The organism is Nocardia sp. CA-084685 (genome assembly GCF_050955785.1).
Classification (GTDB): domain Bacteria; phylum Actinomycetota; class Actinomycetes; order Mycobacteriales; family Mycobacteriaceae; genus Nocardia.
In genome coordinates, this window is sequence record NZ_CP192094.1 from 3,617,711 (window position 1) to 3,639,525 (window position 21,815).

General features: G+C 65.1%; 21 protein-coding genes and 1 riboswitch. Of the genes, 9 read left to right on the top strand and 12 right to left on the bottom strand.

What is annotated here, in order from left to right; translation table 11 throughout:
* The first annotated feature begins 82 nt into the window (after positions 1–82).
* Positions 83–2,041, top strand: a complete 1,959-nt coding sequence (locus ACQP2U_RS16540; RefSeq protein ID WP_433715484.1) for an acyl-CoA dehydrogenase family protein — start codon at positions 83–85, stop codon at positions 2,039–2,041.
* Here ACQP2U_RS16540 and ACQP2U_RS16545 read toward each other — a convergent pair.
* The 4 genes from ACQP2U_RS16545 to ACQP2U_RS16560 all read right to left on the bottom strand — a co-directional run bounded on the left by ACQP2U_RS16545 (position 2,038) and on the right by ACQP2U_RS16560 (position 5,617).
* Positions 2,038–2,670 (bottom strand): phosphatase PAP2 family protein, encoded by a 633-nt coding sequence (locus ACQP2U_RS16545; protein ID WP_433715485.1) that lies wholly within the window; start codon positions 2,668–2,670, stop codon positions 2,038–2,040. The genes ACQP2U_RS16540 and ACQP2U_RS16545 overlap by 4 nt on opposite strands.
* 86 nt (positions 2,671–2,756) lie before the next feature.
* On the bottom strand, positions 2,757–3,194 hold the full coding sequence (locus ACQP2U_RS16550) for an SRPBCC family protein (RefSeq protein ID WP_433715486.1): 438 nt from the start codon (positions 3,192–3,194) through the stop codon (positions 2,757–2,759).
* Positions 3,195–3,247: 53 nt separating this feature from the next.
* A complete protein-coding gene (locus tag ACQP2U_RS16555; RefSeq protein ID WP_397034790.1) occupies positions 3,248–4,150 on the bottom strand; it encodes a nuclease-related domain-containing protein in 903 nt (300 codons plus the stop codon).
* Between the two features lie 90 nt (positions 4,151–4,240).
* The gene (locus tag ACQP2U_RS16560; protein WP_433716489.1) at positions 4,241–5,617 is read right to left on the bottom strand and encodes a DUF2252 domain-containing protein; all 1,377 of its coding nucleotides are present in this window, start codon (positions 5,615–5,617) and stop codon (positions 4,241–4,243) included.
* 385 nt (positions 5,618–6,002) lie between these two features.
* Between ACQP2U_RS16560 and ACQP2U_RS16565 the strand changes: the two genes are divergently transcribed.
* A complete protein-coding gene (locus tag ACQP2U_RS16565; protein ID WP_433709920.1) occupies positions 6,003–7,073 on the top strand; it encodes an IS110 family transposase in 1,071 nt (356 codons plus the stop codon).
* Between the two features lie 347 nt (positions 7,074–7,420).
* Here ACQP2U_RS16565 and ACQP2U_RS16570 read toward each other — a convergent pair whose 3' ends face one another.
* Positions 7,421–9,115 (bottom strand): GMC oxidoreductase, encoded by a 1,695-nt coding sequence (locus tag ACQP2U_RS16570; protein WP_433715487.1) that lies wholly within the window; start codon positions 9,113–9,115, stop codon positions 7,421–7,423.
* A complete protein-coding gene (locus ACQP2U_RS16575; RefSeq protein ID WP_397034950.1) occupies positions 9,088–9,153 on the bottom strand; it encodes a hypothetical protein in 66 nt (21 codons plus the stop codon). Before ACQP2U_RS16575 ends, ACQP2U_RS16570 begins: the two co-directional genes overlap by 28 nt.
* 231 nt (positions 9,154–9,384) lie before the next feature.
* Here ACQP2U_RS16575 and ACQP2U_RS16580 point away from each other — a divergent pair, with 231 nt between their 5' ends.
* From ACQP2U_RS16580 to gcvP, 7 genes are all read left to right on the top strand, one after another.
* Complete coding sequence (locus tag ACQP2U_RS16580) at positions 9,385–9,954, top strand: CDP-alcohol phosphatidyltransferase family protein (protein ID WP_433716490.1); 570 nt, start codon at positions 9,385–9,387, stop codon at positions 9,952–9,954.
* Between the two features lie 25 nt (positions 9,955–9,979).
* Positions 9,980–10,393 (top strand): glycine cleavage system protein GcvH, encoded by a 414-nt coding sequence (gcvH, locus tag ACQP2U_RS16585; RefSeq protein ID WP_397034792.1) that lies wholly within the window; start codon positions 9,980–9,982, stop codon positions 10,391–10,393.
* A gap of 170 nt (positions 10,394–10,563) precedes the next feature.
* Positions 10,564–11,049 (top strand): glycogen accumulation regulator GarA, encoded by a 486-nt coding sequence (garA, locus tag ACQP2U_RS16590; RefSeq protein WP_062985688.1) that lies wholly within the window; start codon positions 10,564–10,566, stop codon positions 11,047–11,049.
* Between the two features lie 73 nt (positions 11,050–11,122).
* Complete coding sequence (gene ftsR, locus ACQP2U_RS16595; protein ID WP_433715488.1) at positions 11,123–11,959, top strand: transcriptional regulator FtsR; 837 nt, start codon at positions 11,123–11,125, stop codon at positions 11,957–11,959.
* Between the two features lie 167 nt (positions 11,960–12,126).
* The gene (locus tag ACQP2U_RS16600) at positions 12,127–12,600 is read left to right on the top strand and encodes a bifunctional nuclease family protein (RefSeq protein ID WP_433715489.1); all 474 of its coding nucleotides are present in this window, start codon (positions 12,127–12,129) and stop codon (positions 12,598–12,600) included.
* Between the two features lie 194 nt (positions 12,601–12,794).
* On the top strand, positions 12,795–13,394 hold the full coding sequence (locus tag ACQP2U_RS16605; RefSeq protein ID WP_364343211.1) for a MerR family transcriptional regulator: 600 nt from the start codon (positions 12,795–12,797) through the stop codon (positions 13,392–13,394).
* A 128-nt stretch (positions 13,395–13,522) separates the two neighbouring features.
* A riboswitch (glycine riboswitch) is annotated at positions 13,523–13,622 on the top strand.
* Between the two features lie 188 nt (positions 13,623–13,810).
* Positions 13,811–16,630 (top strand): aminomethyl-transferring glycine dehydrogenase, encoded by a 2,820-nt coding sequence (gene gcvP / locus ACQP2U_RS16610; RefSeq protein ID WP_433715490.1) that lies wholly within the window; start codon positions 13,811–13,813, stop codon positions 16,628–16,630.
* Between the two features lie 52 nt (positions 16,631–16,682).
* Here the strand turns inward: gcvP and ACQP2U_RS16615 are convergent, their stop codons facing one another.
* The 6 genes from ACQP2U_RS16615 to ACQP2U_RS16640 all read right to left on the bottom strand — a co-directional run bounded on the left by ACQP2U_RS16615 (position 16,683) and on the right by ACQP2U_RS16640 (position 21,497).
* On the bottom strand, positions 16,683–16,880 hold the full coding sequence (locus ACQP2U_RS16615; protein ID WP_433715491.1) for a hypothetical protein: 198 nt from the start codon (positions 16,878–16,880) through the stop codon (positions 16,683–16,685).
* 97 nt (positions 16,881–16,977) lie between these two features.
* A complete protein-coding gene (locus ACQP2U_RS16620) occupies positions 16,978–17,658 on the bottom strand; it encodes a hypothetical protein (RefSeq protein ID WP_433715492.1) in 681 nt (226 codons plus the stop codon).
* A 108-nt stretch (positions 17,659–17,766) separates the two neighbouring features.
* Positions 17,767–19,434: a VWA domain-containing protein gene (locus ACQP2U_RS16625; protein ID WP_433715493.1), complete on the bottom strand. Its 1,668-nt coding sequence runs from the start codon at positions 19,432–19,434 to the stop codon at positions 17,767–17,769.
* Positions 19,435–19,518: 84 nt separating this feature from the next.
* Entirely contained in the window at positions 19,519–19,788 is a 270-nt protein-coding gene (locus ACQP2U_RS16630) for a WhiB family transcriptional regulator (protein ID WP_433715494.1), read from the bottom strand.
* Between the two features lie 28 nt (positions 19,789–19,816).
* Positions 19,817–20,362: an HNH endonuclease gene (locus ACQP2U_RS16635; protein WP_433715495.1), complete on the bottom strand. Its 546-nt coding sequence runs from the start codon at positions 20,360–20,362 to the stop codon at positions 19,817–19,819.
* A 235-nt stretch (positions 20,363–20,597) separates the two neighbouring features.
* Positions 20,598–21,497: a cutinase family protein gene (locus tag ACQP2U_RS16640; protein ID WP_397034952.1), complete on the bottom strand. Its 900-nt coding sequence runs from the start codon at positions 21,495–21,497 to the stop codon at positions 20,598–20,600.
* Between the last annotated feature and the right edge of the window lie 318 nt (positions 21,498–21,815).

Below are 21,815 nucleotides of genomic sequence, written 5' to 3' on the forward strand. Positions count from 1 at the left end.
ACCTCCGGCAGCGGTTCGATGTCCGAAGCATCCGCTCGGTTCGAACGGCCCGCCGGATGCCGCGAAACGCTACTGTCGGGGCATGCCTGACACCGAGAACGTCTCGACATCGGACCACCTCCGCGACGCACTCGACGGCCCATGGCGCGCGGTACGCGCCGAGGCCAGGGTGCAACTGGCCGGAGATCAGTTCACCGGCGATCCGTCTCTGGACTACCGCGCGGCACGGGCACGGGTGCTCGAGCAGATGCGGGCGATCGCATCGATGGGCTACGCGGAGCGTGGTTTCCGACGCGAGAACGGGGGCACGGGAGAACCGGGGGAGGCAGTGGTCGCACTGGAGATGTTGGCCTACGCCGACCTGTCGCTGTGGGTGAAATCGGGTGTGCAGTGGGGGTTGTTCGGCGGCGCCGTGGAAAACCTGGGGACCGAACGGCATCGCGATGTGGTCAAGCGGCTGATATCACTGGATCTGCTCGGTTGTTTCGCGATGACCGAATCCGGACACGGCAGCGATGTCGCGAATCTCGAGACGACCGCCACCTACGATCCGCAGACCCAGGAGTTCGTCGTCCATTCGCCGACACCGTCGGCGCGCAAGGACTACATCGGCGGTGCGGCCGAACATGCCAGGATGGCAGCGGTTTTCGCGCAGTTGATCACCGAAGGGAAAAGCCAGGGCGTGCACTGCTTCTTGGTGCCGATCCGGGATGAAAGCGGCGCCGATCTACCGGGAGTGACCACCTACGACGACGGCCTCAAGGGCGGTCTGCTCGGTGTCGACAACGGACGGATCACCTTCGATCAGGTCCGCATTCCCCGGGAGAACCTGCTCAACCGGTATGCCGATGTCGCACCGGACGGCACCTACCGCTCCGATATCGAGAATCCGAGCCGCCGATTCTTCACCACCCTGGGCACTTTGGTGCGCGGGCGGGTCAGCGTCGGAGGTGCCGCCGCGGCCGGTGCCCGGGTCGCGTTGAGCATTGCCACGCGATATGCGCTGAAGCGTCGCCAATTCTCGGATCCGGACAGTGGCCAGGAGACTCTGCTGCTGGACTACCGCAGTCATCAGCGACGGCTGCTGCCCTTGATCGCCCGGTCGTACGCACTCGCGTTCGCACAGAACGACCTGGTCCGTCGCATGCATCTGGTGCAGACCGGTCAGGATCTCGATCCGGGTGCGCAGCGCGCGCTGGAGAAACGGGCCGCTGGACTCAAGGTCGCACAAACCCGATTCGCCACCCGCGCCATCCAGGAATGTCGCGAAGCCTGCGGCGGCGCAGGCTATCTCACCGAGAACCGCCTGGTCACGCTCAAGGGCGATACCGACGTGTTCACCACCTTCGAGGGCGACAATGTCGTGCTCACCCAATTGGTGGCCAAGGAAGTGCTCACCGCCTACTCCGATGAGATCCGCGATCTGGACGCGCTGGGCTGGGTGCGCTTCGCCGCCACCATGGCCGGTGATGTCGTGCGCAAGCGTTCCGGTGTGCGCCAAATGATCCAGACCCTGCGCGACCGCGGTGACGACACCGTTGACGACGGCGACCTGTCCCGCCGCTCGGTGCAGCTGCAGCTATTCGCCGACCGCGAGGACTATCTGGTGCGCACCGCAGGACACCGGCTGCGTGCTCGCGCCAAGGACACCACACCGTTCGAGGCGTTCAACAATGCGCAGGACCATATCCTCGCCGCGGGCACCGCGCATATCGACCGGCTGATCCTGGAAGCGTTCATCGAAGGCATCGCCGGGATCGCGGATCCGGCGGCTCGCGAACTCGCCGAGACCGTCTGCGATCTGTACGTCTACTCGATGCTCGAGGAGAATCAGGCGTGGTTCATCATGCACCGGTTCATGTCGGTCGAGCGGGCGAAGGCCGTGCGTCGCGGTGTGAATGAACTCGTCGATCGGCTGCGCCCGGATGCGCTGACCCTGGTCGAGGGCATGGGGGTGCCAGAGAGCATGCTGCGTGCGGCGCTGCTGGATGATGCGAGCGTGTTCGATCGGATCGGTAGTCACACGCCGGTGTCGATCTAGGATTCGCCGCGGGTCTGCTCTGCGAGGAATCCCTCGGTGAGCTTCCAGCACACGACGACCAGCGCGATCCCCACCGCCGCGCCGCCGAGAATATCGGTCGGTAGGTGATAGCCGAGGCCGATCATGCCGACCGCGGCGCAGACCAGAGCGACGGTGGCGATCACGATGGTGACGACCCGCGCCCGCATCGAGTCGGTCAGCACGACGAACGCGGTGGCAATCGCGACTAGATGCACGGTATGTCCGCTCGGATACGCGAGATAGTCGTGCAGCGGCCGATCCCACAGTGATTTGAGTACCCAGCTGTTGAGCCCGACCACGAGTTCGGGAATCACCACCATTGCCACGGCCTGCCGCCACTGTCCCCGACAACCGAACCACGCGGCGGCCGCGAGCAATAGCGGAATCAGAATGTAGCCGTTGCTCGGAATCACCAGCGCCTGGTAGCCGCTGGGATGGGCGTCCAGCGTCGAATGGATTGGCTGGGCGAGCGCGCGATCCAGATCGGTGGCGGCGCCGTCGGCGGGAAAGGTCAGCGGCAGCGTAATCACGATGCCGACGCCGACGAGCACCGCGCACAGCGCCACGAGATTCGCCCGCATCCGCTCGAGCCACCCCTCCCATTTCACCGGGGAAACGTAGCGGGTGAGCCTCGCCGCCTTCGGGGCGGGGGCATCTCGGTCGCGGGATCACGGTCCGCAGCCGAGAGGATCGATCAGTACCCGCCGGATTCGAGCAGCGTCTTCGCGTGATCCAACCCGGCGACCTCTGTGTCCATCGTCCGCTGCACCGCCCGGGCCATGAGCAGCCTCTTCGGACCCGACAGCGGCGCTGCCAGCGAAAATGTGACCTGCGTTCCCCCTTCGACCATGTCGAAGGTGTACTCGACGACCGGCCGCAGCGGTCCCGAAATGCCTTCCAGGACGACCCGCCGCTCGGGCTCGAATTCGGTGATCCGCACATCGGCGGAAACCGACCGGCCGCCGGGGCCGGTCACCCGCTGTCGATAGACGGTGCCCACCGCGGGCGGTCCCTCGGCGGTGATCTCCTCGACCCCCGCTCGCCAGCGGGCGCTATTGGTGGCATCGGCGAAGAAGGTGAACACTTCGCCGATGGGTCGGGCGATCGTGATGGTGTGCGTGGCAGCAGGCAAAGCGGAACCTCCTGACGCTAGCGCGGCTCATCGTGTCGTCGAGTCCCCCGCCGTCACCCTGGCCCGTAGGTCAATATCGCGATGACCACGAACCAAATCACCCAGGCGAAGGCGATGAGCATGCCCACGGCCAGGGTGATCCGCATGAACGCCCGCCCGAGATCCATATCGCCCGCCTGCCGGGGATACAGCTTCCACGGGCTGTACCAGGGCGCCTCGAGGACCAGGCCCGACGCGTTGGCGTCCCTTTCGGCCTGCGCCAACTCCTCGGCATAGGCCTCCGCCTGCGCCTGGTTCGGCCCACCGTGCCACAGCGTGATATCGATCGGACCGAGGAAGCCTTCGTTTATCAGATCCTGCGGGGCGGGCAGATAGGGCAGGATACCTAGGCTGCGGAAGGCCGCCGCGACATCGTTGGCCGTCCAGAGATGGATATTCTGCTCGGATTCGGCCAGCGTCTCGAAATAGTGCCGCAGCCGTTCCGGATCGCTGCCGAGGATCACATCGAAACTCGGATCGCTCCACTCCTGCTTGACCGACAACTCGGCCCCGCGCAGCGGCACGATCAGCGCGACACCATGCACGGCGCGCTGACCGAGTCCGCGGGCCGCCAGCCAATTCTGCAGTGCGAGTGTGTGTTCGCGCGATTTGTCCAGCGGGGTACGGCGATCGCGGCCCTCCACGGCGAGCGGTTCGCCGGAGATCGTCCATGGCCCGCTGAGCGGGACCTCGAGCACGCCGTCCTGGCGCGCGACCAGCGCCTCGGCCTCGATCACCACACAACTGGTCGGGGTCCAGACCACGGCGTCGAATTGATGCAGCCGATCATTGTGGAACAGACTGCAATTCACCGTGGCGACACCATGCGGGCTGGCCGGATCCTTCCACGTGCGCAGCCAGTCGATCAGCGCCCGCTCGGCATTGGTGCCTGCCGGATTCTGTACTCGTACGAGCATTCGCGACCGCCCTTCACGTCATCACTCGATGGTGGCAAGGATACGGACACCGCCGCCCGCTTCGCCGCGCCTACGACCAGACGCGGCGTGTCACTGTGGTTGTTCGGCGGCGATCTTTCCAGCCCGCACCGCATCTACCAATTCGGCGTGGTCGGCCTCGGCCCGATCGGCATAGCGCACCGCGAAGCGCGCGACGGCATCCTCGAACGCATCGTCACCGTCGAAATACCCAGCGAGCAGGCGCGGATCGAGCGAACGCGAATGTGCGCGGGCCAGCAGCGCACCGGCCAGCCTGCCGTAGTCGTCGAGATCGTCCGAGGACAGCTCCGCCGGATCGATACTGCCCTTCATATTTCGGAATTGCCGCACCGTGAAAGGTAGTTCGCCGGTCTCCAAGCGCAGTGTGGTCCAGCCGAGCAGAATATCGGTCTCGGACTGAACCAGCCTGGCGCCCTGCACGATTCGCTCACCCTCGTGCGCTGGCGGCGGCGCTGGCAGAAACGGTGCCAGGGCCGACGGATTGGCCTGCTTCAGCTGCAGTACCAGCGCCTCACCCGCATTGCCGTGCAGCAGTGCCACATAGCTGTGCAGTCCGACGCTTCCGGTGCCGACAATGCGGAAGGCAGTGTCGGACACCGCGAATCGGGCCAGCAGATTGCGCCGAGATTCGCGCAGCGTATCGCCGTAGCGCTCCAGCCCGTCGATGATTTCCTCGGCTACCTTGGCTTCGACCGGCGTGAGAATCGGTGGGTCACTGACGAATCGGTGCTTGCTGATTCCGGTCTCGTGGTCTTCGAGATGTTCGGTCCACTTCTCGACCACCTTGGCGCTGGTGTTCTTGCGCGCCTTCTTCGCGGCCTTCTTGAAGTCGTCGAGCAGATCATCGGCCTTGGCCCTACTGATGATCGACTCGTCCGGCAGCGCGCTCCACGATTCGATAAACGGTTGCTCGGCCAGATGATCGATGGCGAGGCGATAGGACCGGGCCGCGTCCCGCGCGGCGCGCAGGCAATCGTCTTCCCCCGCACCGCCTTCGCGACCCGCCAGCACCAGACTGGCCGCCAAGCGCTCCAGATCCCACTCCCACGGGCCTACGATCGTTTCGTCGAAATCATTGATATCCATGATGATTTCACCGCGCGGCGTGCCGTACAGGCCGAAATTCGCGGCATGTGCGTCACCGCAGATCTGTGCGGGCACCCCGGTATCCGGACTGCCCGCGAGATCGGCGGCCATCAGCCCGGCCGCGCCGCGATAGAAAGTGAACGGCGAGGTGAGCATTCGGCCGATCCGCAGCGGTATCAGATGCGGCAACCGATCGGCATTGCTCGCGGCGATGAAGTCGAGCACATCCGGTCGCGTCGACCAGGCGACCGCTCGATCCCGGGCAGAGACCGGAACCCGTTGACGCAGCGCCCGTCCGCGGGCACGGACGTCCTCCGCCGGAACATAGGAGCGAAGATCGATCACTGTGTTATTTTGCCGCGGCTGCGCCGCGGCGGGTTCGCGGCCCCCTGGTGTCTCGCGTCCGAGCTGTCGAGACTCGCGACTTCGTCGCATGCGCTTCGACGGCTCGGACGCGAGACGGGCCGCGAACTCCTCGCTCGTAAGACAGTAATGATTGCTGAGTTCCCGTGGTGGCCGTCCTGACTCACCGTAAGACTGGCTTCGGGCCTTCAGCGAGATCTGTCGGTCGACCACCACGGGCACTCAGGTACTCACCGGACGTGGTGTTCGTGACTTCATAGGAGCCTGTTCGCACCAGTCACCCATTACTGTCTTGTCCGCCCGCCCGGCTGGTGTGTGCCGTCCTCAACCCCGGTCGAGAGAAAAGGGCAGGCACATTCCCACCATGACACACGCGGTGATCGAAGTCACCGCCGGCATCGACACCCACAAAGACACTCATACCGCGGCTGCGATCGATGCTGCCGGCCGGACGCTGGGTTCGGGCCAGTTCCCCGCCACCCCCGCCGGATACGCACAGTTGCTGTCGTGGTTACAGACACTGGGCACGCTGGTGCTGGTCGGTATCGAGGGCACCGGCGCCTACGGCGCCGGTGTGGCTCGTTACCTGGCGATCAAGAAGGTGGCGATCGTCGAGATCGACCGGCCCGACCGCAAAACCCGCCGCATGCAGGGCAAATCCGATCCGATCGATGCCCTGGCCGCGGCCCGCGCCGCGTTGGCCGGTGAGCGCACCGGCACACCCAAACAACGCGACGGCCTGGTGGAGGCACTGCGTAACCTGCGCGTCGCACGCCGCAGCGCCGTCGCGCAGCGGTCGGATACCCAACGACAGATCAAGTCGTTGATCATCACCGCGCCCGCGCAGCTGCGCACGCGACTGGCGCCGCTGACCGACAGCGAATTGATCAAAACCTGCCTCACCGCACGTCCGGACATACGCAAGGCCGGTGACCCCGCCCACGCTGTCAAGATCACACTCCGACACCTCGCACGCCGTCACAGCGCGCTGAGCGAGGAAATCACCCAACTCGACGCCACAATCAAACCCATTGTCGCCCAAATCAACTCACCACTACTGCAACTACTCGGTGTCGGCCCCGACATCGCCGGCCAACTGCTGGTCACCGCAGGAGACAACCCCGACCGGATACGCTCCGAAAGCGCGTTCGCGATGCTGGTCGGGACCGCACCACTGCCCGCCTCTTCCGGACGCATCGATCGCCACCGCCTCAACCGAGGAGGCGACCGGCAAGCCAACTCCGCGATCCACCGCATCGTCGTCGTCCGCATGCGCTGGGACCCACGAACCCGCGCCTACACCGAACGCCGCACCCAACAAGGCCTGTCCAAAAAAGACATCATGCGCTGCCTCAAACGACTCGTAACACGCGAGATCTACCACGTCCTCAAAACCCCGAAAACCACCACACCACCCCCGAACACAAACACTTGACATCTATAGGAGCATCTCGCTTCGTGGTGGTTGGGGGTGGCGGGACGTTCGGCACCTGGTGCACGCGTGCCGGAAGAGCGAGTCCCGCGACTTCGGCGCATGTGCTTCGACGGCTCGGATGCGAGACGGGCCGCGAACGGTCGCCGATAAGACTCGCTCCGTGGTGGTTGGTGATGGCGGGGGTTTTCGGCACTTGGTGCACGCATGCGGGAAGGGCGAGCCCTGTGCCTTCGGCGCATGCGCTTCGACGGCTCGGACGCGAGACGGGCCGCGAACTCCTCGCTCGTAGGACTCGCTCCGTTGGGGCGAGCGAGATGGATAGCGGGGGCCTAACGAGCCCACACTGCTCAGGTTGCGGGGACCGCGGGATCAACCGGTGTGATCGGCAATCGCAGCGCGCCGGGGGCAGAGGTGGGCACCGTTGGATGCTTCGGGGCGACGGGGGAGATACGCCGATACGCCGAACCCAGTTCCGGGCGCGGATCGGCTTCGTTCTTATTCGGCCAGAAGGCCATCGCGCGCTCGGCTTGGGCGGTGATCGTCAGCGACGGATTGACACCCAGGTTCGCCGTGACCGCCGAACCGTCCGCGACATGCAGCCCAGGGTGACCGAATACCCGCTGATACGGGTCGACTACCCCGACCTCCGGACCTTCGCCGATCACACAACCGCCGATGTAATGCGCGGTGGCCGGGATATTCAGCACATCCATGACCAGGCCGTGGGTATCTCCGTTCACCTTCGCGCCGAACCGGCGGCCGATATCGTGCGCCAGCGGAATCCAGGTCGGATTCGGTTCGCCGGTGCCCTGTTTGGTCTTCAACTGACCGCGCTTGCGGTAGGAGGTCAGCGAATTGTCCAGTGATTGCATCACCAGCAGGATCACCGACTTCTCGGAAGCACGGTGGGCACTGAGACTGCGCAGGAATACCAACGGGTGCAATACGATTGCGAGCAGGAAGCGCAGGAATCGGAAAGCCCCGCCGTCGACGATCGGTACCGACATCGGGAACAGCGCGTTCTGCCCCTTTCCGTAATGGCAGACCTCGATGTGCGTATCGGCCTCCGGATGGATCGAGGAGGTGATCGCGATGCCCTCTGCGAAATCGCGACGGGAGCGGCTGACCACATTGAGGATAGCCTCGGAATTGCTGCGGGTGAGTTCACCGAGGCGCGGCGACAGATTCGGCAGTATCGCTTCATCGCGCATTCTGTGCAGCAACTTCTGCGTGCCGAGCGCCGCCCCGGCGAATACCACCTGTTCGGCGGTAAAAGTCTTGCGCTGCTTGCGGATCCAGCGATCCGAACGCTCGGTCTCGACCGCATATCCGCCGCCGGACAGTGGCCGGACCGCCGTCGCGGTGGTCAGCGGATGTACTTCGGCTCCTGCCTTTTCGGCCAGGTAGAGGTAATTCGTTGTGGTGGTGTTCTTGGCATTGTGCGGGCAGCCGGTGAAACATTGCGCACAATGCACACAGCCGCGCCGGTGCGGACCCGCGCCGCCGAAGTACGGATCCTCGACCTCGGCACCCGGATCGGACTCGTTGAAGAAAACGCCCACATTGGTCGGGTGGAAGGTATCCCCGACGCCCAGATCGTCGGCGATCTCCTTGATCACCTCGTCGGCGGGTGTCATCCGTGGATTGGGGGCCACGCCGAGCATGCGCTGCGCCTGGTCGTAATACGGCGCCAGTTCGGCCTTCCAATCGGTGATATGGGCCCATTGCCGATCGGTGTAGAAGTTCGGCAGTGGCTCGTAGAGGGTATTACCGTAGATGAGCGAACCACCGCCCACACCCGCGCCGGAAAAGACCGCGCATTTGCCGAGCACACTGATCCGCTGCGGTCCGGTCAAACCCAGTCGGGGCGCCCAGATCGATTTGCGCACATTCCAATTCGTCTTCGGAATATCCTCGGCGGGCCAGCGCCGTCCGGCCTCGAGCACCCCGACCCGGTAGCCCTTCTCGGTCAGGCGCAGCGCGCTGACGCTACCGCCGAATCCGGAGCCGATCACTACCACGTCGTAGTCGAATGCTGGCATGGTTTCCCTCTCTGAACCGTGCGACAACTGCATGAGATGGTTTCGCACTCATTCTGTCACCCGAGCCGGTGCGGCGTATCGCACAGCGGATACGTACCCGAAATATGTGCGATGGCGTGCCCGGATGGCGTGAACCGGGGTCGGTGCGGTATGCACGGGCTGTGACAACCGAATCGGGGAAAACGGAACCGGGCGAACGTGCCGGCTCCGGCGCGGACAACCCGGGAAATGCGGGCGATCCGGCCGCGGGCGGCGTCTTCGCCGACCGCATCTTCACCGTCCCCAATATCCTGAGCGTGTTGCGACTGGCCGGTGTGCCACTGTTCCTGTGGTTGCTGCTGGTGGTGCGCGCCGACGGCTGGGCATTCGCGCTGCTGGTGCTCAGCGGTGTCACCGACTTCCTGGACGGCAAGCTGGCCCGCCTGCTCGATCAGTCCTCACGGCTGGGCGCACTGCTCGACCCGTTCGTGGATCGGTTGTACCTGGTCACCACACTGGGCGCATTCGTGATCCGCGGTTTGCTGCCCTGGTGGGTCGCGGTGATCCTGATCAGCCGCGATGCCGTGCTGGCCTTGACTCTTTCGGTGTACAAACGCCGCGAACTGGATCCGCCCGAGGTCATCTACCTGGGTAAGGCGGCTACCTTCGCGCTGATGTCCGCGCTGCCGTGGTTGCTGGCCGGTCAGATGGATTGGGCGCTGGCAGGTTTCGGCCGCGCCCTCGGCGGGGCATTCCTGGTCTGGGGCACGGCGGTGTATGTGTGGACCGGCGTGCTCTACATCTGGAAAGCCTTCGCCGTCGCGCGAGCGATACCGGCTGTGCCACACCGCGGTGAGTAGCGATTAGAGTTGCGTCGAGTCGACGATGAAAGGACGGCCTGTGACCCAGACCCCCGAGGATCTGCGCTACACCGAAGAGCATGAATGGGTGCAGCGGGTCGGCCCGACCCGGGTTCGGGTGGGCATCACCGACTACGCCCAGTCTCAACTCGGTGACGTTGTGTTCGTGCAGTTGCCCGAAGTCGACAAAGAGGTCGCCGCCGCGGACAGCATCGCCGAGGTGGAGTCGACCAAGAGCGTGTCCGATATCTACGCTCCGCTGGCCGCGAAAGTCGTTGCGGTGAACGATGTTCTGGACGCGGCGCCGGAAACGTTGAACACCGATCCCTATGGTGAGGGGTGGATCTTCGAGCTCGAATTGAGCGACGAGGCGGGCGTGGATGCCGCGCTCGGTGAACTGCTGGATGCCGCGGGTTATCAAGGAGTTATCGGGGGCTGACCCAGCCTTCCCAGTTCTACCTGCACGGGTACGCCCTGGCAGGGTACGGTCAATGCCAACAGATGTGCCGGCGCTTGGCAGCCGGTGTTCTAGCGCCAGGATCCCCAGGTCGTGGCGGTGAAGGCAGCACCTGCTTGCATGGATAATCAGGTTCGAGGAGGAGAGAAACGGTGAGCGAGAACAAAGACCCGGGTTACGGGGAGACCGCGGCCGAGACGACGTCGGTCTTCCGCGCGGATTTCCTGAACGAGGTCGACGCGTCGCGCTCCGCTGAGGCGACCGGCGAACAGCCGGTCCAAGGGGTCGAGGGTCTGCCGGTTGGTGCTGCCCTCTTGGTCGTGAAGCGAGGCCCGAATGCGGGCTCGCGGTTCCTGCTCGATCAGCCGACCACGTCGGCGGGCCGCCATCCCGACAGTGACATCTTTCTCGATGACGTCACCGTCAGCCGTCGGCATGCCGAATTCCGGCAGGACGACGATTCCTTCCAGGTGGTCGACGTGGGCAGCCTGAACGGCACCTACGTCAATCGGGAGCCGGTGGACTCCTCGGAGTTGCAGAACGGTGACGAGGTACAGATCGGCAAGTTCCGCCTCGTGTTCCTCACCGGACCGCGGGTCGAGTCGAGCGATTCGTCGGCGGGTGCGGGCAGCTTGTGACATCAACGGCACGGATTTCGCGTGTCGGGGCTGTTGACAGGAATGAACGCTGTGTCATGAAAGACTCGGTGCTATGACGGGCGCGGCGCAGTGGGCTCGCGGAGGTATGTCGATCGGCTCCGTGCTCGACCTGCTGCGACCGGACTTTCCGGATATCACCATCTCGAAGATCCGTTTCCTCGAGGCCGAGGGGCTGATCCGACCCGAGCGCACCCCGTCGGGTTATCGCAGGTTCTCGATCGCGGACTGCGAGCGGCTCAGATTCGTGCTGACCGCACAACGCGATCAGTATCTGCCCTTGAAGGTGATCAAGGAGCAGCTCGAAGCGATCGACAGTGGTGCGGCGACGCTCGGTGTGCGGGAAGCCCGCGCCCGAGCGCACTCCGGCCGCAACGGTGCGCTGGAGCCCGGGCACGCTGTGCCCGACTCCGACCCCACCGCCACTTCCGCGGCGCATACTTCCGCACGCACCGCGGCGCCGCGCAGACTCGGCGTCGTGCCCGGTGAGATCTCGCCCGACGAGCTGCGATTCGATCACGAAATCCGGCTCACCAGGTCGGATCTGCTCGCCAGGGCAGAGATCGACGAGAAATTCCTCACCGATCTGATCCGTGCCAATCTGATCACGCCGGGCGCTGCCGGTTTTTTCGACGAGGATGCGGTGACGCTGGCCAAGACCGCCAAGGCGATGGCCGAATTCGGCCTGGAGGCACGACATTTGCGCGCCTTCAAGCTGGCCGCGGACCGTGAGGCCGCACTGGTGGCGCAAATCGCCGCCCCGATCGCCAAGAGTCGAGATGCCGGTGCGCGGGCCCGCGCGGAGGAAACCGTGCGCGAGTTGGCGGCATTGTCGCTGACACTGCACACCTGCCTGGTGAAAACGTCGGTGCGGACCGCGCTCGGCGGTTGACTTCGGCAGGTACATCGGAAGTTCGCTTTGCGTTCCAGACGGACAACACGCCGATTTCGGCTGTGCACAGGGAATGCTGCACCCATCGAGCTTCGCTTAGACTCGTGGTACGGCGAGCTCTGCAGCGGTCATGCCGGGCGGCCGGCGAGTCATTGGGAGGCAGTGCGATGAGTGAGATGCGCGTAATCGGCATTCGTGTCGAGCAGCCACAGAACCAGCCCGTGCTGTTGCTCCGCGAGGTGTCCGGCGACAGGTATCTGCCGATCTGGATCGGGCAGGCCGAGGCGACCGCGATCGTGCTCGAACAAGAGGGGGTGACTCCGATTCGTCCGCTGACTCACGATCTGATCAAGATCTTGATCGCCGACCTCGGGCACACCCTCAAGGAAGTGCGGATCGTGGATCTGCAGGAGGGCACCTTCTACGCGGATCTGGTCTTCGACAACGATGTGCGGATCTCGGCGCGGCCGTCGGATTCGATTGCGATCGCCTTGCGGGTCGGTTGCCCGATCTATGCCGAGGAGCCGGTGCTCGAGGAAGCGGGGCTGGTCATGCCGGATGAGCGTGAGGACGAGGTGGAGAAGTTCAAGGAGTTCCTCGAGTCCGTCTCGCCGGACGATTTCAAGGCCACCGATAGCTGAGTTGCCCTGGCGGACTGGCGTTATCGGTCCCGCGGCCCATATTTTTGCTGGCCCTAAAGTAGAGGTCGAGACTCTTACCGCGCGTCGCGTTTGGTCGGACGATGCCGCTCCCGGGACAATCAGGGGGAGTAATCTCGATAGTTGGGCCACGTCCGTTATGGCCGGTCGTTGGTCGTTACGGAGCCGGGTCATCGATGAGGCAAGGCGTCGGCGAAGCAAGGGAGTGGTCAGTGGCAGAGCAATCGCAGGATGTGGTACAGCCAGGCCTGTTCCCGGATGATTCGGTACCCGATGATTTGGTCGGCTACCGCGTGCCGAGTGCGTGCCAGGTGGCCGGGATCACCTACCGCCAACTCGACTACTGGGCGCGGACCGGACTGGTCGTGCCCTCCATTCGAGGAGCGGCGGGGTCGGGCAGCCAGCGGCTGTATTCGTTCAAGGACATTCTGGTCCTGAAAATCGTGAAGCGACTCTTGGACGCCGGTATCTCGCTGCAGAACATCCGCATCGCGGTTGATCACCTGCGCAGCCGCGGTGTACAGGATCTGGCGGGGATCACGCTGTTCTCCGACGGCACCTCGGTGTACGAATGCACTTCGCCCGAGGAAGTAGTCGATTTACTGCAGGGTGGGCAGGGCGTCTTCGGAATCGCGGTCAGTGGCGCCATGCGGGAACTGACCGGAGCCATCGCCAACTTCCCGGCCGAGCGGGCGGTGAGCGGCAGCGCGAGCGAACGTCCGGAGGACGAACTGTCCTTCCGTCGTAAGGCTCGGATGAACGCGAAGACCGGCTAGAGGTCGTGTCGAATGCCCGTCGCTCTCGCGGCGGGCATTTCTCGTACACCGGAGTGATGAGCGCTACACGCCGTTCCGGGACCTAGTGGCATCATTCATTGCGCGCGCGGCATAAACTGACGAGGCGTCGCCGCCGTGCGGGAGAGTTTCGGACTTCACAAGAGTTCGGGCGCCGAAGGAGCAGCACCTCCCCGTCAATCTCTCAGGCAAACGGACCGTACGGGCTTCGACGTCTCTGGAAAGTGGTGTTTGGCGCACAACGCGGCGATCGCCCGCCCATGGGGAAAGGGGTCCCGGGCCCTGTCCGTTCGAGGCAGGGTGTCGCGGCGTCCGAATCTCTCAGGCTCCACGACAGAGGGGGAGGGCTGGTACCCATTGGCCACCGCTGGCCGACCCCGCCCGACCTTGGAGCTGCCGTGACTCGATCATTCGCCGACCGCCACATCGGACCCGACCGGGATGAACTCGCCCGGATTCTGGACGTCGTCGGCGTCGGCTCGCTGGACGAGCTGGCCACCGCGGCGCTGCCCGCGAGCATTCTGGACGGCTCCGGGCTTGACGTGTTGCCTCCCGCGGCCACCGAGCACGAGGTGCTCGCCGAACTCGCCGAGCTCGCGCACTCGAATTCCGTCGCCGTCTCGATGATCGGGCTCGGGTACTACGACACGCTCACCCCGCCGGTGCTGGTACGCAGCCTGCTGGAGAATCCGGCCTGGTATACCGCCTACACGCCATACCAGCCCGAGATCAGCCAGGGTCGGCTCGAGGCGCTGCTCAACTTCCAGACCATGGTGTCGGATCTGACCGGAATGGACGTCGCCAATGCGTCCATGCTGGATGAAGCCACTGCCGCTGCCGAGGCGATGACGCTGCTGCGCCGCGCGGCCAAGTCCAAATCCGCGCGTCTGCTCATCGATGACGATCTGTTCCCGCAGACCAGGACCGTGCTGCACACCAGGGCCGAGCCGCTTGGCATCGAGATCGTCTCGGCGGACCTGTCCGGTGGCGAGTTGCCCGATGGCGAGTTCTTCGGCGTACTGGTTCAGGTTCCGGGTGCGTCGGGCCGGATCGTGGACTGGCGGCCGGTGATCGAGGCGGCGCACGAGCGCGGTGCACTGGTTGCGGTGGGCGCGGATCTGCTCGCGCTGACATTGATTACGCCGCCGGGGGAGCAGGGTGCGGACGTATGTTTCGGCACCACACAGCGTTTCGGGGTGCCGATGGGCTTCGGCGGTCCGCATGCCGGATATCTGTCGGTGCACACCAGGCATGCGCGGCAGCTGCCGGGTCGGTTGGTCGGTGTGTCCGTGGACGCGGACGGCAATATGGCATACCGGCTCGCGTTGCAGACCCGTGAGCAGCATATTCGCCGGGAGAAGGCGACCTCGAACATCTGCACCGCCCAGGTGCTGCTTGCCATTGTCGCGGCAATGTACGCGAGTTATCACGGTGCTGATGGGCTGCGTGCGATCGCCCGCCGAGTTCATGCCCGCGCCGCCGCCATCGCGGCCGGACTCGATGGTGTTGTGGTACACGAGAACTTCTTCGACACCCTGCTGGTGCGCGTGCCCAGCGGCGCGGAATCCGTTGTCGCGAAGGCGAAGTCGAGCGGGATCAACCTGCGGCTGGTGGACGCCGATCACGTCGGCATCGCCTGTGACGAGGCCACCACCGAGGCGCATGTCACCGCGGTGCTCGAATCCTTCAGCACCGGGCTGCCGTTGGGCGTCAGCGATCCGGGCGGTGCGCCTGCTGTGCCCGACGGTTCGATCGAGACCCGCACCTCGGAATTCCTCACCCACCCGGCCTTCACCAGCTATCACACCGAAACCGCGATGCTGCGCTATCTGCGCAGGCTCTCCGATAAGGACATCGCATTGGACCGCAGCATGATTCCGTTGGGCTCGTGCACTATGAAGCTCAATGCCACCGCCGAGATGGAGGCGATCACCTGGCCGGGTTTCGCTCGGGTACATCCGTACGCGCCCGTCGAGGATGCGCCCGGGCTGCTGCGGGTGATCACCGATCTGGAGGGCTGGCTTTCGGCCATCACCGGGTACGACCAGGTGAGCCTGCAGCCGAATGCGGGCAGTCAGGGTGAGTACGCCGGACTGCTGGCCATTCGGCGCTATCACCTGGATCGTGGTGACACACATCGGGATACGTGCCTCATTCCGTCCAGTGCGCACGGTACCAATGCGGCCTCGGCCACCATGGCAGGGCTGCGTGTGGAGGTGGTGAAGTGCCGGGAGAACGGCGATGTGGATCTCGATGATCTGCGCGCCAAGATCGCCGACCACGCCGACCGGCTGGCCTGCATCATGATCACCTACCCGTCGACGCATGGGGTCTACGAGCACGAGGTCGCCGAGTTGTGCGCGCTGGTGCACGATGCGGGCGGTCAGGTGTACGTCGACGGCGCGAATCTGAATGCCCTTGTGGGCCTTGCCCGTCCGGGACGATTCGGCGGCGACGTCAGCCATTTGAACCTGCACAAGACGTTCTGTATTCCGCACGGCGGCGGCGGTCCGGGTGTTGGTCCGGTGGCGGTGCGCTCGCATCTCGCGCCGTATTTGCCTGGTGACCCGCTCGAGCAGGGTTCGCATGCGGTCTCGGCAGCGAAGTACGGTTCGGCGTCGATCCTACCGATCACCTGGGCCTACATCCGGATGATGGGTGCCGATGGTCTGCGTGAGGCCACGTTGACCGCGATTGCCTCGGCCAATTACATCGCGCGCCGGTTGAACGAGCACTTTCCGGTGCTGTACACCGGTGAGAACTCGATGGTCGCGCACGAGTGCATTCTGGATCTGCGCGAGATCACCAAGCGGACCGGTGTGACCGTCGATGATGTGGCAAAGCGGTTGGCGGACTATGGGTTCCACGCGCCGACCATGAGCTTCCCGGTGGCGGGCACGCTGATGGTGGAGCCGACCGAAAGCGAAAACCTTGCCGAGCTGGACGAATTCATCCTCGCGATGACGGCGATCCGTGGCGAGATCGATCAAGTCGCCGCGGGTGTGTGGCCGATGCAGGACAACCCGCTGCGCGGTGCGCCGCATACCGCGGCCTGCCTGGTCAGGGAGTGGGACCATCCATACAGCCGCGAAGTCGCGGTGTATCCGCAGGGTCTGGATCCGGCGCGGGGCAAGGTGTGGCCCGCGGTGCGGCGCATCGACGGCGCCTACGGTGACCGCAACCTCGTCTGCTCCTGCCCGCCGCTGGACGCGTACTGACGGCTGCCGGGCCGCACCCCCGCCCGTTGCAGGTGCGGCTTGGCAGCCTCTTTCACTGTGCGGCAGCCGCTTTGGCGTAGGTATTGATCAGATCCGGCCAGCCGCCCTCGCTCTGCACGCTGTCGCGCATGGATTCCCAACCGGCGCCGCGCTTTTCGAAGTCCGAATGCACCAGGGGCGGCGGTGCGGTCGGCCCTGCGGGATTCGAAGGTGACATCGACGCGACGCGCGCGGTCCGGATCGGTTTCATGCTGCCAGTTCAGGCCGATCTCCCAAGAAAACGCGAAATGCCGCGGCCGAGGCCTATGCGTCTTTCCGGCCGGGATCTGAGCCGCCCTGGGCCGCGATTACGCCGGGTCCGGCACGGACTCGAGTTCGATTTCCGGGATCTCGCGGAGGGCTTCGATTCCTAGTTCCGACCGCGTTGCGTCGATGACGGCGCGTTCGTCTTGGACGGTGTTGGCAATTGCCTTGTGCCACAGTGCGCGGATCGCGTTGACGTCGTCCATGGTTGCTTCGTGGTCGAGTTCGACCTTGAGGCGTTGCACGGTGATGCTCTGCGCCGCGCCGAGGGTGCGCAGGAGATCTTCACAGCGCGCCGGGATCTTCGGGTTCGACAGGACGCGCAGGCGGGTGATGTTGCCGTTGGATGCGGAAATGCTCTGCTGCACTTCCTTGCCGAAACTGTCCACCTCCTCGACGGATTCAGCCTTCCAATCGAGGGTGTCCCACAGGTTTTGGCGGACGTCGGCGGCGGAGAGCAGTACCGAGGAGATCGCGGTCAGAATCGACTCGCGTCGCCACTTGTCCTGTTCGCGGCGTTCCGCGGCGGCGTTGGCGTCGTCTATATTGCGTTGCGCGGCGGCGTGGGTTGTTTCGATATTGCGCTGGGCGGCATCAAGTGTGGTCCGGTTGCGCTCGTCGGCCGCGGTGATCGCGTCGCGGTTCGTCCGGTTGTTGATCAGGACGCCGATGAGCGCCGCGGCGCCGACGATGAGCGAGCTGAGAAGCGGAAGCCAGGAAGTCACCGGGTCATCATTGCATTGCGTGGTGCTCCGCTGCGCCCCGATCGGCCGTCGGATCGCACCGGCGCGTGCCGTGGCTGGCGCGCGGAGGATGTCTTGCGTGGTCAGCGATCATCGCGGGGTTGTCAACGCATGCATTACCGCGGTCCCGAAGCTGATGTCATCCGAGGTCGTCAGCCGCGTGTATGTTCCTCCGGTTCGCTGTGCGGCGGATTGGAGGGTTTCGGTGCCATTGCCGCCGATGACGATCACATCGATGCGAACCGGGTGGGCCGGATCGATGGCGGAGGTCAGATCGGTGAGCAGTTTGGCTCCCGTCATCGTGGAGTCGTCATCCGGGCCGTCGGTAATGAGCAGAACCGAATTGGTGAGCCCCGCGGTGTATCCGCGAACAGCTGAGCGATAGGCGGCGATGAGTGACGGATACGCCTGGTCGGTGCGAGATTCGGTGGGTTTCACGGCCTCCAGCGCCGTATCCAAGGCGGTGCGCTGCTGATCGTTCAGTGGCGCGGTGGGAGTTTGGATCTTGTACGGCGTTGTCCCGTCGAGGTTCTTGCCGAAGGTCCATACGCCGAGTCCGAAGTCAGGTGGCATCACATTCATCGTGGAGCGGATCGCGCCGAGTGCATTCGTGAGCCGGGCCACGGATCCGTCGCTATTGCCCATCGACGACGATACGTCGAGCAGCACCGTAGCCTGCACGCCGAGAACAGGATTGGCCAGTGTGGCGCGCACCTTGTCCAGTGCGGTCCGCGGTGCTGACGGTGCGGCGGTGGCCGGTGCGGCGGCGAATCCGGCGGCGGTGAAGGCCGAGGACTGCTGAGGTGCGCGCAGGTAGTCGGCGAACAGTGACGCGATCAGATTCTGGGTCTTGTCCACCCACGCTCCGGACATCAATGCGGCGGGATGATCGGCAACCGGTGCGGTCCCCGCGGGACGAAACGCCGATGTGCCCCCGAGAGCTTTCAGTTGCTGCTCAGTAGCGGCCACGGCGTGAATGGGCGAATTCGGCCCACCGATAGCGGCCAATGCGGCCGTGGTGTCGGCCGCCTGTGGCGCCTTCGCGGCGAGACCGGAGATCGCGGCGACGACCTGACCGGACTGCGCGACCTGATCGGTGAGCGGATCGGTCCCCGACACCGCAGAGCCGACTGCCGCCGCCGTCGCGAGAGTCGAGTCCCCGGCGGGCAGCGCCATCCGCAACCCACCCCACTCGGACAGCCCGAGGTCGGCGAGTGAACCCTGTTGCAGCCGTGGCAAATCCGCCCAGGTGATCTTGGCCTGCTCGAGCGCGTTCCGCAGTTCCTCGGGAACGGCGACCACGATCGGAGTCATCGCCACCGGTGCGGGTGTGCCCTCGATCAGGCCGGGCACCCGCATGGATTCGATGGACCGCATCGAATCGGCGATCCACAGCCCCGGCTGCTGGCCGAGTGCACCGTTCCAGGGCGTGCCCGCGGTGAACCCGGCGACGATCGCCGCCGACGGCTGGGCCGTAACCACTACTTTCGCGCAATGGTCGCGGACCTTCGGATTGGTCGCGTTGTAGCGATCGGCCGCGGTTCGCACCGGATCGGCGATATCCGGATCGACTGTCACGAACAGTGTCGACGGCCCCTCCTTACACTCCGCCGCGGCCGACTTGTCTCGGTTCGCGGCGCGATCACTGAGTTGAAAAAACGCGAAGACCGCCCCGGCTAGCAGCAAAACGGCAACCACTGCGATAACCGGACCTTTGCTGACGCCCCGGGATCTGGTTCCGCTGCGATGTGTGCCCACGATCGTCAGTGTATGTTCACGCGAGATTTGCCGTGCCGGTGTGTCCGGTGCGGCGCACCGGCACGGCGTGGCGCGAACGTCCGACTAGACTCGGATCATCCGTCCGCGGTCGAACTCGTGGCCGCCCCACACTCCGGACTGTCCAGTGCGGGCGGCGAATTCACCGCAGGCATCCCGGATCGGGCAACCCGCGCACACCGCACGCGCGTACTCGAAGTCCTGCGATGGGTACGGGAACCACGCCTCGTGATTCGGATCACCGCGGCAGGCCGCCCGATGCCACTCTCGGGAATCCGAGAGCGGGAGCAGGTCGGTCAGATCGACAAGTGCGCTGGTCTCCAATTCGACGGTCATTTTCGAGCCTTCTCCTTTCTCTCTCGGCTCAGGTGGTGGCCAATTGCTTCCAGATCCGCCGCTGGCGTTGGGCCAGGTGGTCGGGCGCCTTCGGCTGCCACAGCAACCGCATGCCCGCCTCCTCCGGTGTCCGGTCGGCCTTGTTCGAGTTGCACGGTGCGCACGCGGCGATCAGGTTGTCCCAGGTGTTCGGACCGCCCCGGCTACGCGGGCGGATGTGGTCGACGGTGCGCGCCCAGGACGCGCAGTACCCGCATCGGTGGTTGTCCCGGCGCAGCACACCGGCCAGCGTCGCGCGACTGCCGTCGTGTATTCGCGTCACATGGTCGAGGTACACATAGCGCAGCAGTCGGATCGTTTCCGGCAACGCGAGCTCGAGGTGCTTGGACCGAATCGGGAAGTGTGGCTCCCGATCCGCGATCGACTCCGCGGCGCCGCCCATGAGCAGCACCACGGCGCGGTCGGCGCTGATCTCGGTGAGCGCTTCGTAGCTGGCGTTCAACACCAGTACCCGGGTGTGTATCCAGTTGTCGACAGTCGACACCACCGGATCGGTGGCGCGGTGGAACGTCATGGGAATCACCATGTTTCGAGACGAGCGAGCGGATTCGGGAAGCGGAGGTCGGTCAGTTACCGGCCCGGAGGCGGCGCGGTTGCTGCTCGACGCGCGCGCCATACCGACGCGGGCTCGATACCATCATGGTCACGGCCGCCGCCTCCTTCCTCATGCTCGTGCGCACCCGCACAATCGGGTGTTCATCATCGAAATCCATGGTGGCACAGCGCACCCACCGCTGGCGAAGGGTTTTTCAGGCCAGGCCGACCAGCCACTGCCGCAGCCACGAGGTGGCGGTGGCGCCGTTGGAATCCACGACGTAGGTCGGATAGTTCTGGTGGACGAACGAGTTGTAGAACCGCTCGAATTCCTGCTTGCGTTCGTTCATTTCCGGATCGGCGAGCTGGTTCTGGATGAGGGGGGCCACACCGGTCGCCATCAGGTCGTTGAAGATGGCGAACGCCTCCTGCTGATAGCGCCACAGCTGAGCCGGGTCGGGATCGGAGGCCTGGGCCAGGAAGCCGGCGAAGCGGGTCGCGAAGTCAGTGGGCGGTGCGGCGCAGTACAGGTCACCGACGGCGCAGATGGTCCGGGTCTTCGGGGTGAGAAGGCCGAAGCCGCCGATGCGCGGGCCGCCCGCACCGGCGCCGTCCACCGGCGGACCGATGAGTGCGTCGGTCGGGGAGCGGCGAGGATCCGAGATGAGACCGACCGCGGCGATGCGTTCGGGCCGAACTGGACTGAGTCCGGTGCCGATTTCGGCGGCGAGATCGCCCGCCGCGTCCGCGCCCTGGCTGTAGCCGATCAGCGCGATGTTGGTCTCGGCGCACTGCTGGGCCATGGCCGTGACCAGGCCGCGGGCATTATCGATGGCCTGTCGCTTGGATCGGCCGTAAACATCGGTCTCCCACGGGAAGGCGGTCGCCGCGTAGGTGACGTAGTCGGTGCGGGTATTCGGCGGCAGGCTGTCGGTGACGTTCGCGAGCAAGCCTTCGCCGGGATTGGTATCTGAGGTCTCCCACGTTCCGGGTATCGCCACGACATAGAGGTCGGGGCAGCCACCGGGGGCCGCGGTTGTGGTGCCGGCGCCGCCGACGGCGCCCACCGCACCTACCATGACTGTTCCTGCCACGGCGCCGATCATCTTGCGCATAAACATGGTCCACACCTCGGTGTTGCTAGTTCCGAAGCGGCCGGGGGCCGTACGCGACTGCCTGTCGTCGCGTCGGAGACAACCGTACGGTCTGACCAGGGGTTGATGCGGGAACAACCCGTGACAAACGCCGAACATTTTTAACAGAATGTGCAATGCCGACGATTCGCCCGGCGCGGCGGGATGAAGGAGCCGCGGGCGAGGGGGTGCGCGACTCCTTCATCGTGTCCGAGGGGCAGTCACCGCCTCGTCCACGGTTGTGGTGGTCAGGACACCAATGACTCCCTCCCGTGGATCATCGTGTGCCTATCCATTGAA

Bases quoted from the DNA above. Each gene is read 5' to 3' on its own strand.
- ACQP2U_RS16540 (WP_433715484.1), top strand. From the start codon at position 83: ATGCCTGACACCGAGAACGTCTCGACATCGGACCACCTCCGCGACGCA.
- ACQP2U_RS16555 (WP_397034790.1), bottom strand. From the start codon at position 4,150: ATGCTCGTACGAGTACAGAATCCGGCAGGCACCAATGCCGAGCGGGCG.
- ACQP2U_RS16565 (WP_433709920.1), top strand. From the start codon at position 6,003: ATGACACACGCGGTGATCGAAGTCACCGCCGGCATCGACACCCACAAA.
- ACQP2U_RS16570 (WP_433715487.1), bottom strand. From the start codon at position 9,115: ATGCCAGCATTCGACTACGACGTGGTAGTGATCGGCTCCGGATTCGGC.
- gcvH (WP_397034792.1), top strand. From the start codon at position 9,980: ATGAAAGGACGGCCTGTGACCCAGACCCCCGAGGATCTGCGCTACACC.
- ftsR (WP_433715488.1), top strand. From the start codon at position 11,123: ATGACGGGCGCGGCGCAGTGGGCTCGCGGAGGTATGTCGATCGGCTCC.
- ACQP2U_RS16600 (WP_433715489.1), top strand. From the start codon at position 12,127: ATGAGTGAGATGCGCGTAATCGGCATTCGTGTCGAGCAGCCACAGAAC.
- ACQP2U_RS16605 (WP_364343211.1), top strand. From the start codon at position 12,795: ATGAGGCAAGGCGTCGGCGAAGCAAGGGAGTGGTCAGTGGCAGAGCAA.
- ACQP2U_RS16615 (WP_433715491.1), bottom strand. From the start codon at position 16,880: ATGAAACCGATCCGGACCGCGCGCGTCGCGTCGATGTCACCTTCGAAT.
- ACQP2U_RS16630 (WP_433715494.1), bottom strand. From the start codon at position 19,788: ATGACCGTCGAATTGGAGACCAGCGCACTTGTCGATCTGACCGACCTG.
- ACQP2U_RS16635 (WP_433715495.1), bottom strand. From the start codon at position 20,362: ATGACGTTCCACCGCGCCACCGATCCGGTGGTGTCGACTGTCGACAAC.
- ACQP2U_RS16640 (WP_397034952.1), bottom strand. From the start codon at position 21,497: ATGCGCAAGATGATCGGCGCCGTGGCAGGAACAGTCATGGTAGGTGCG.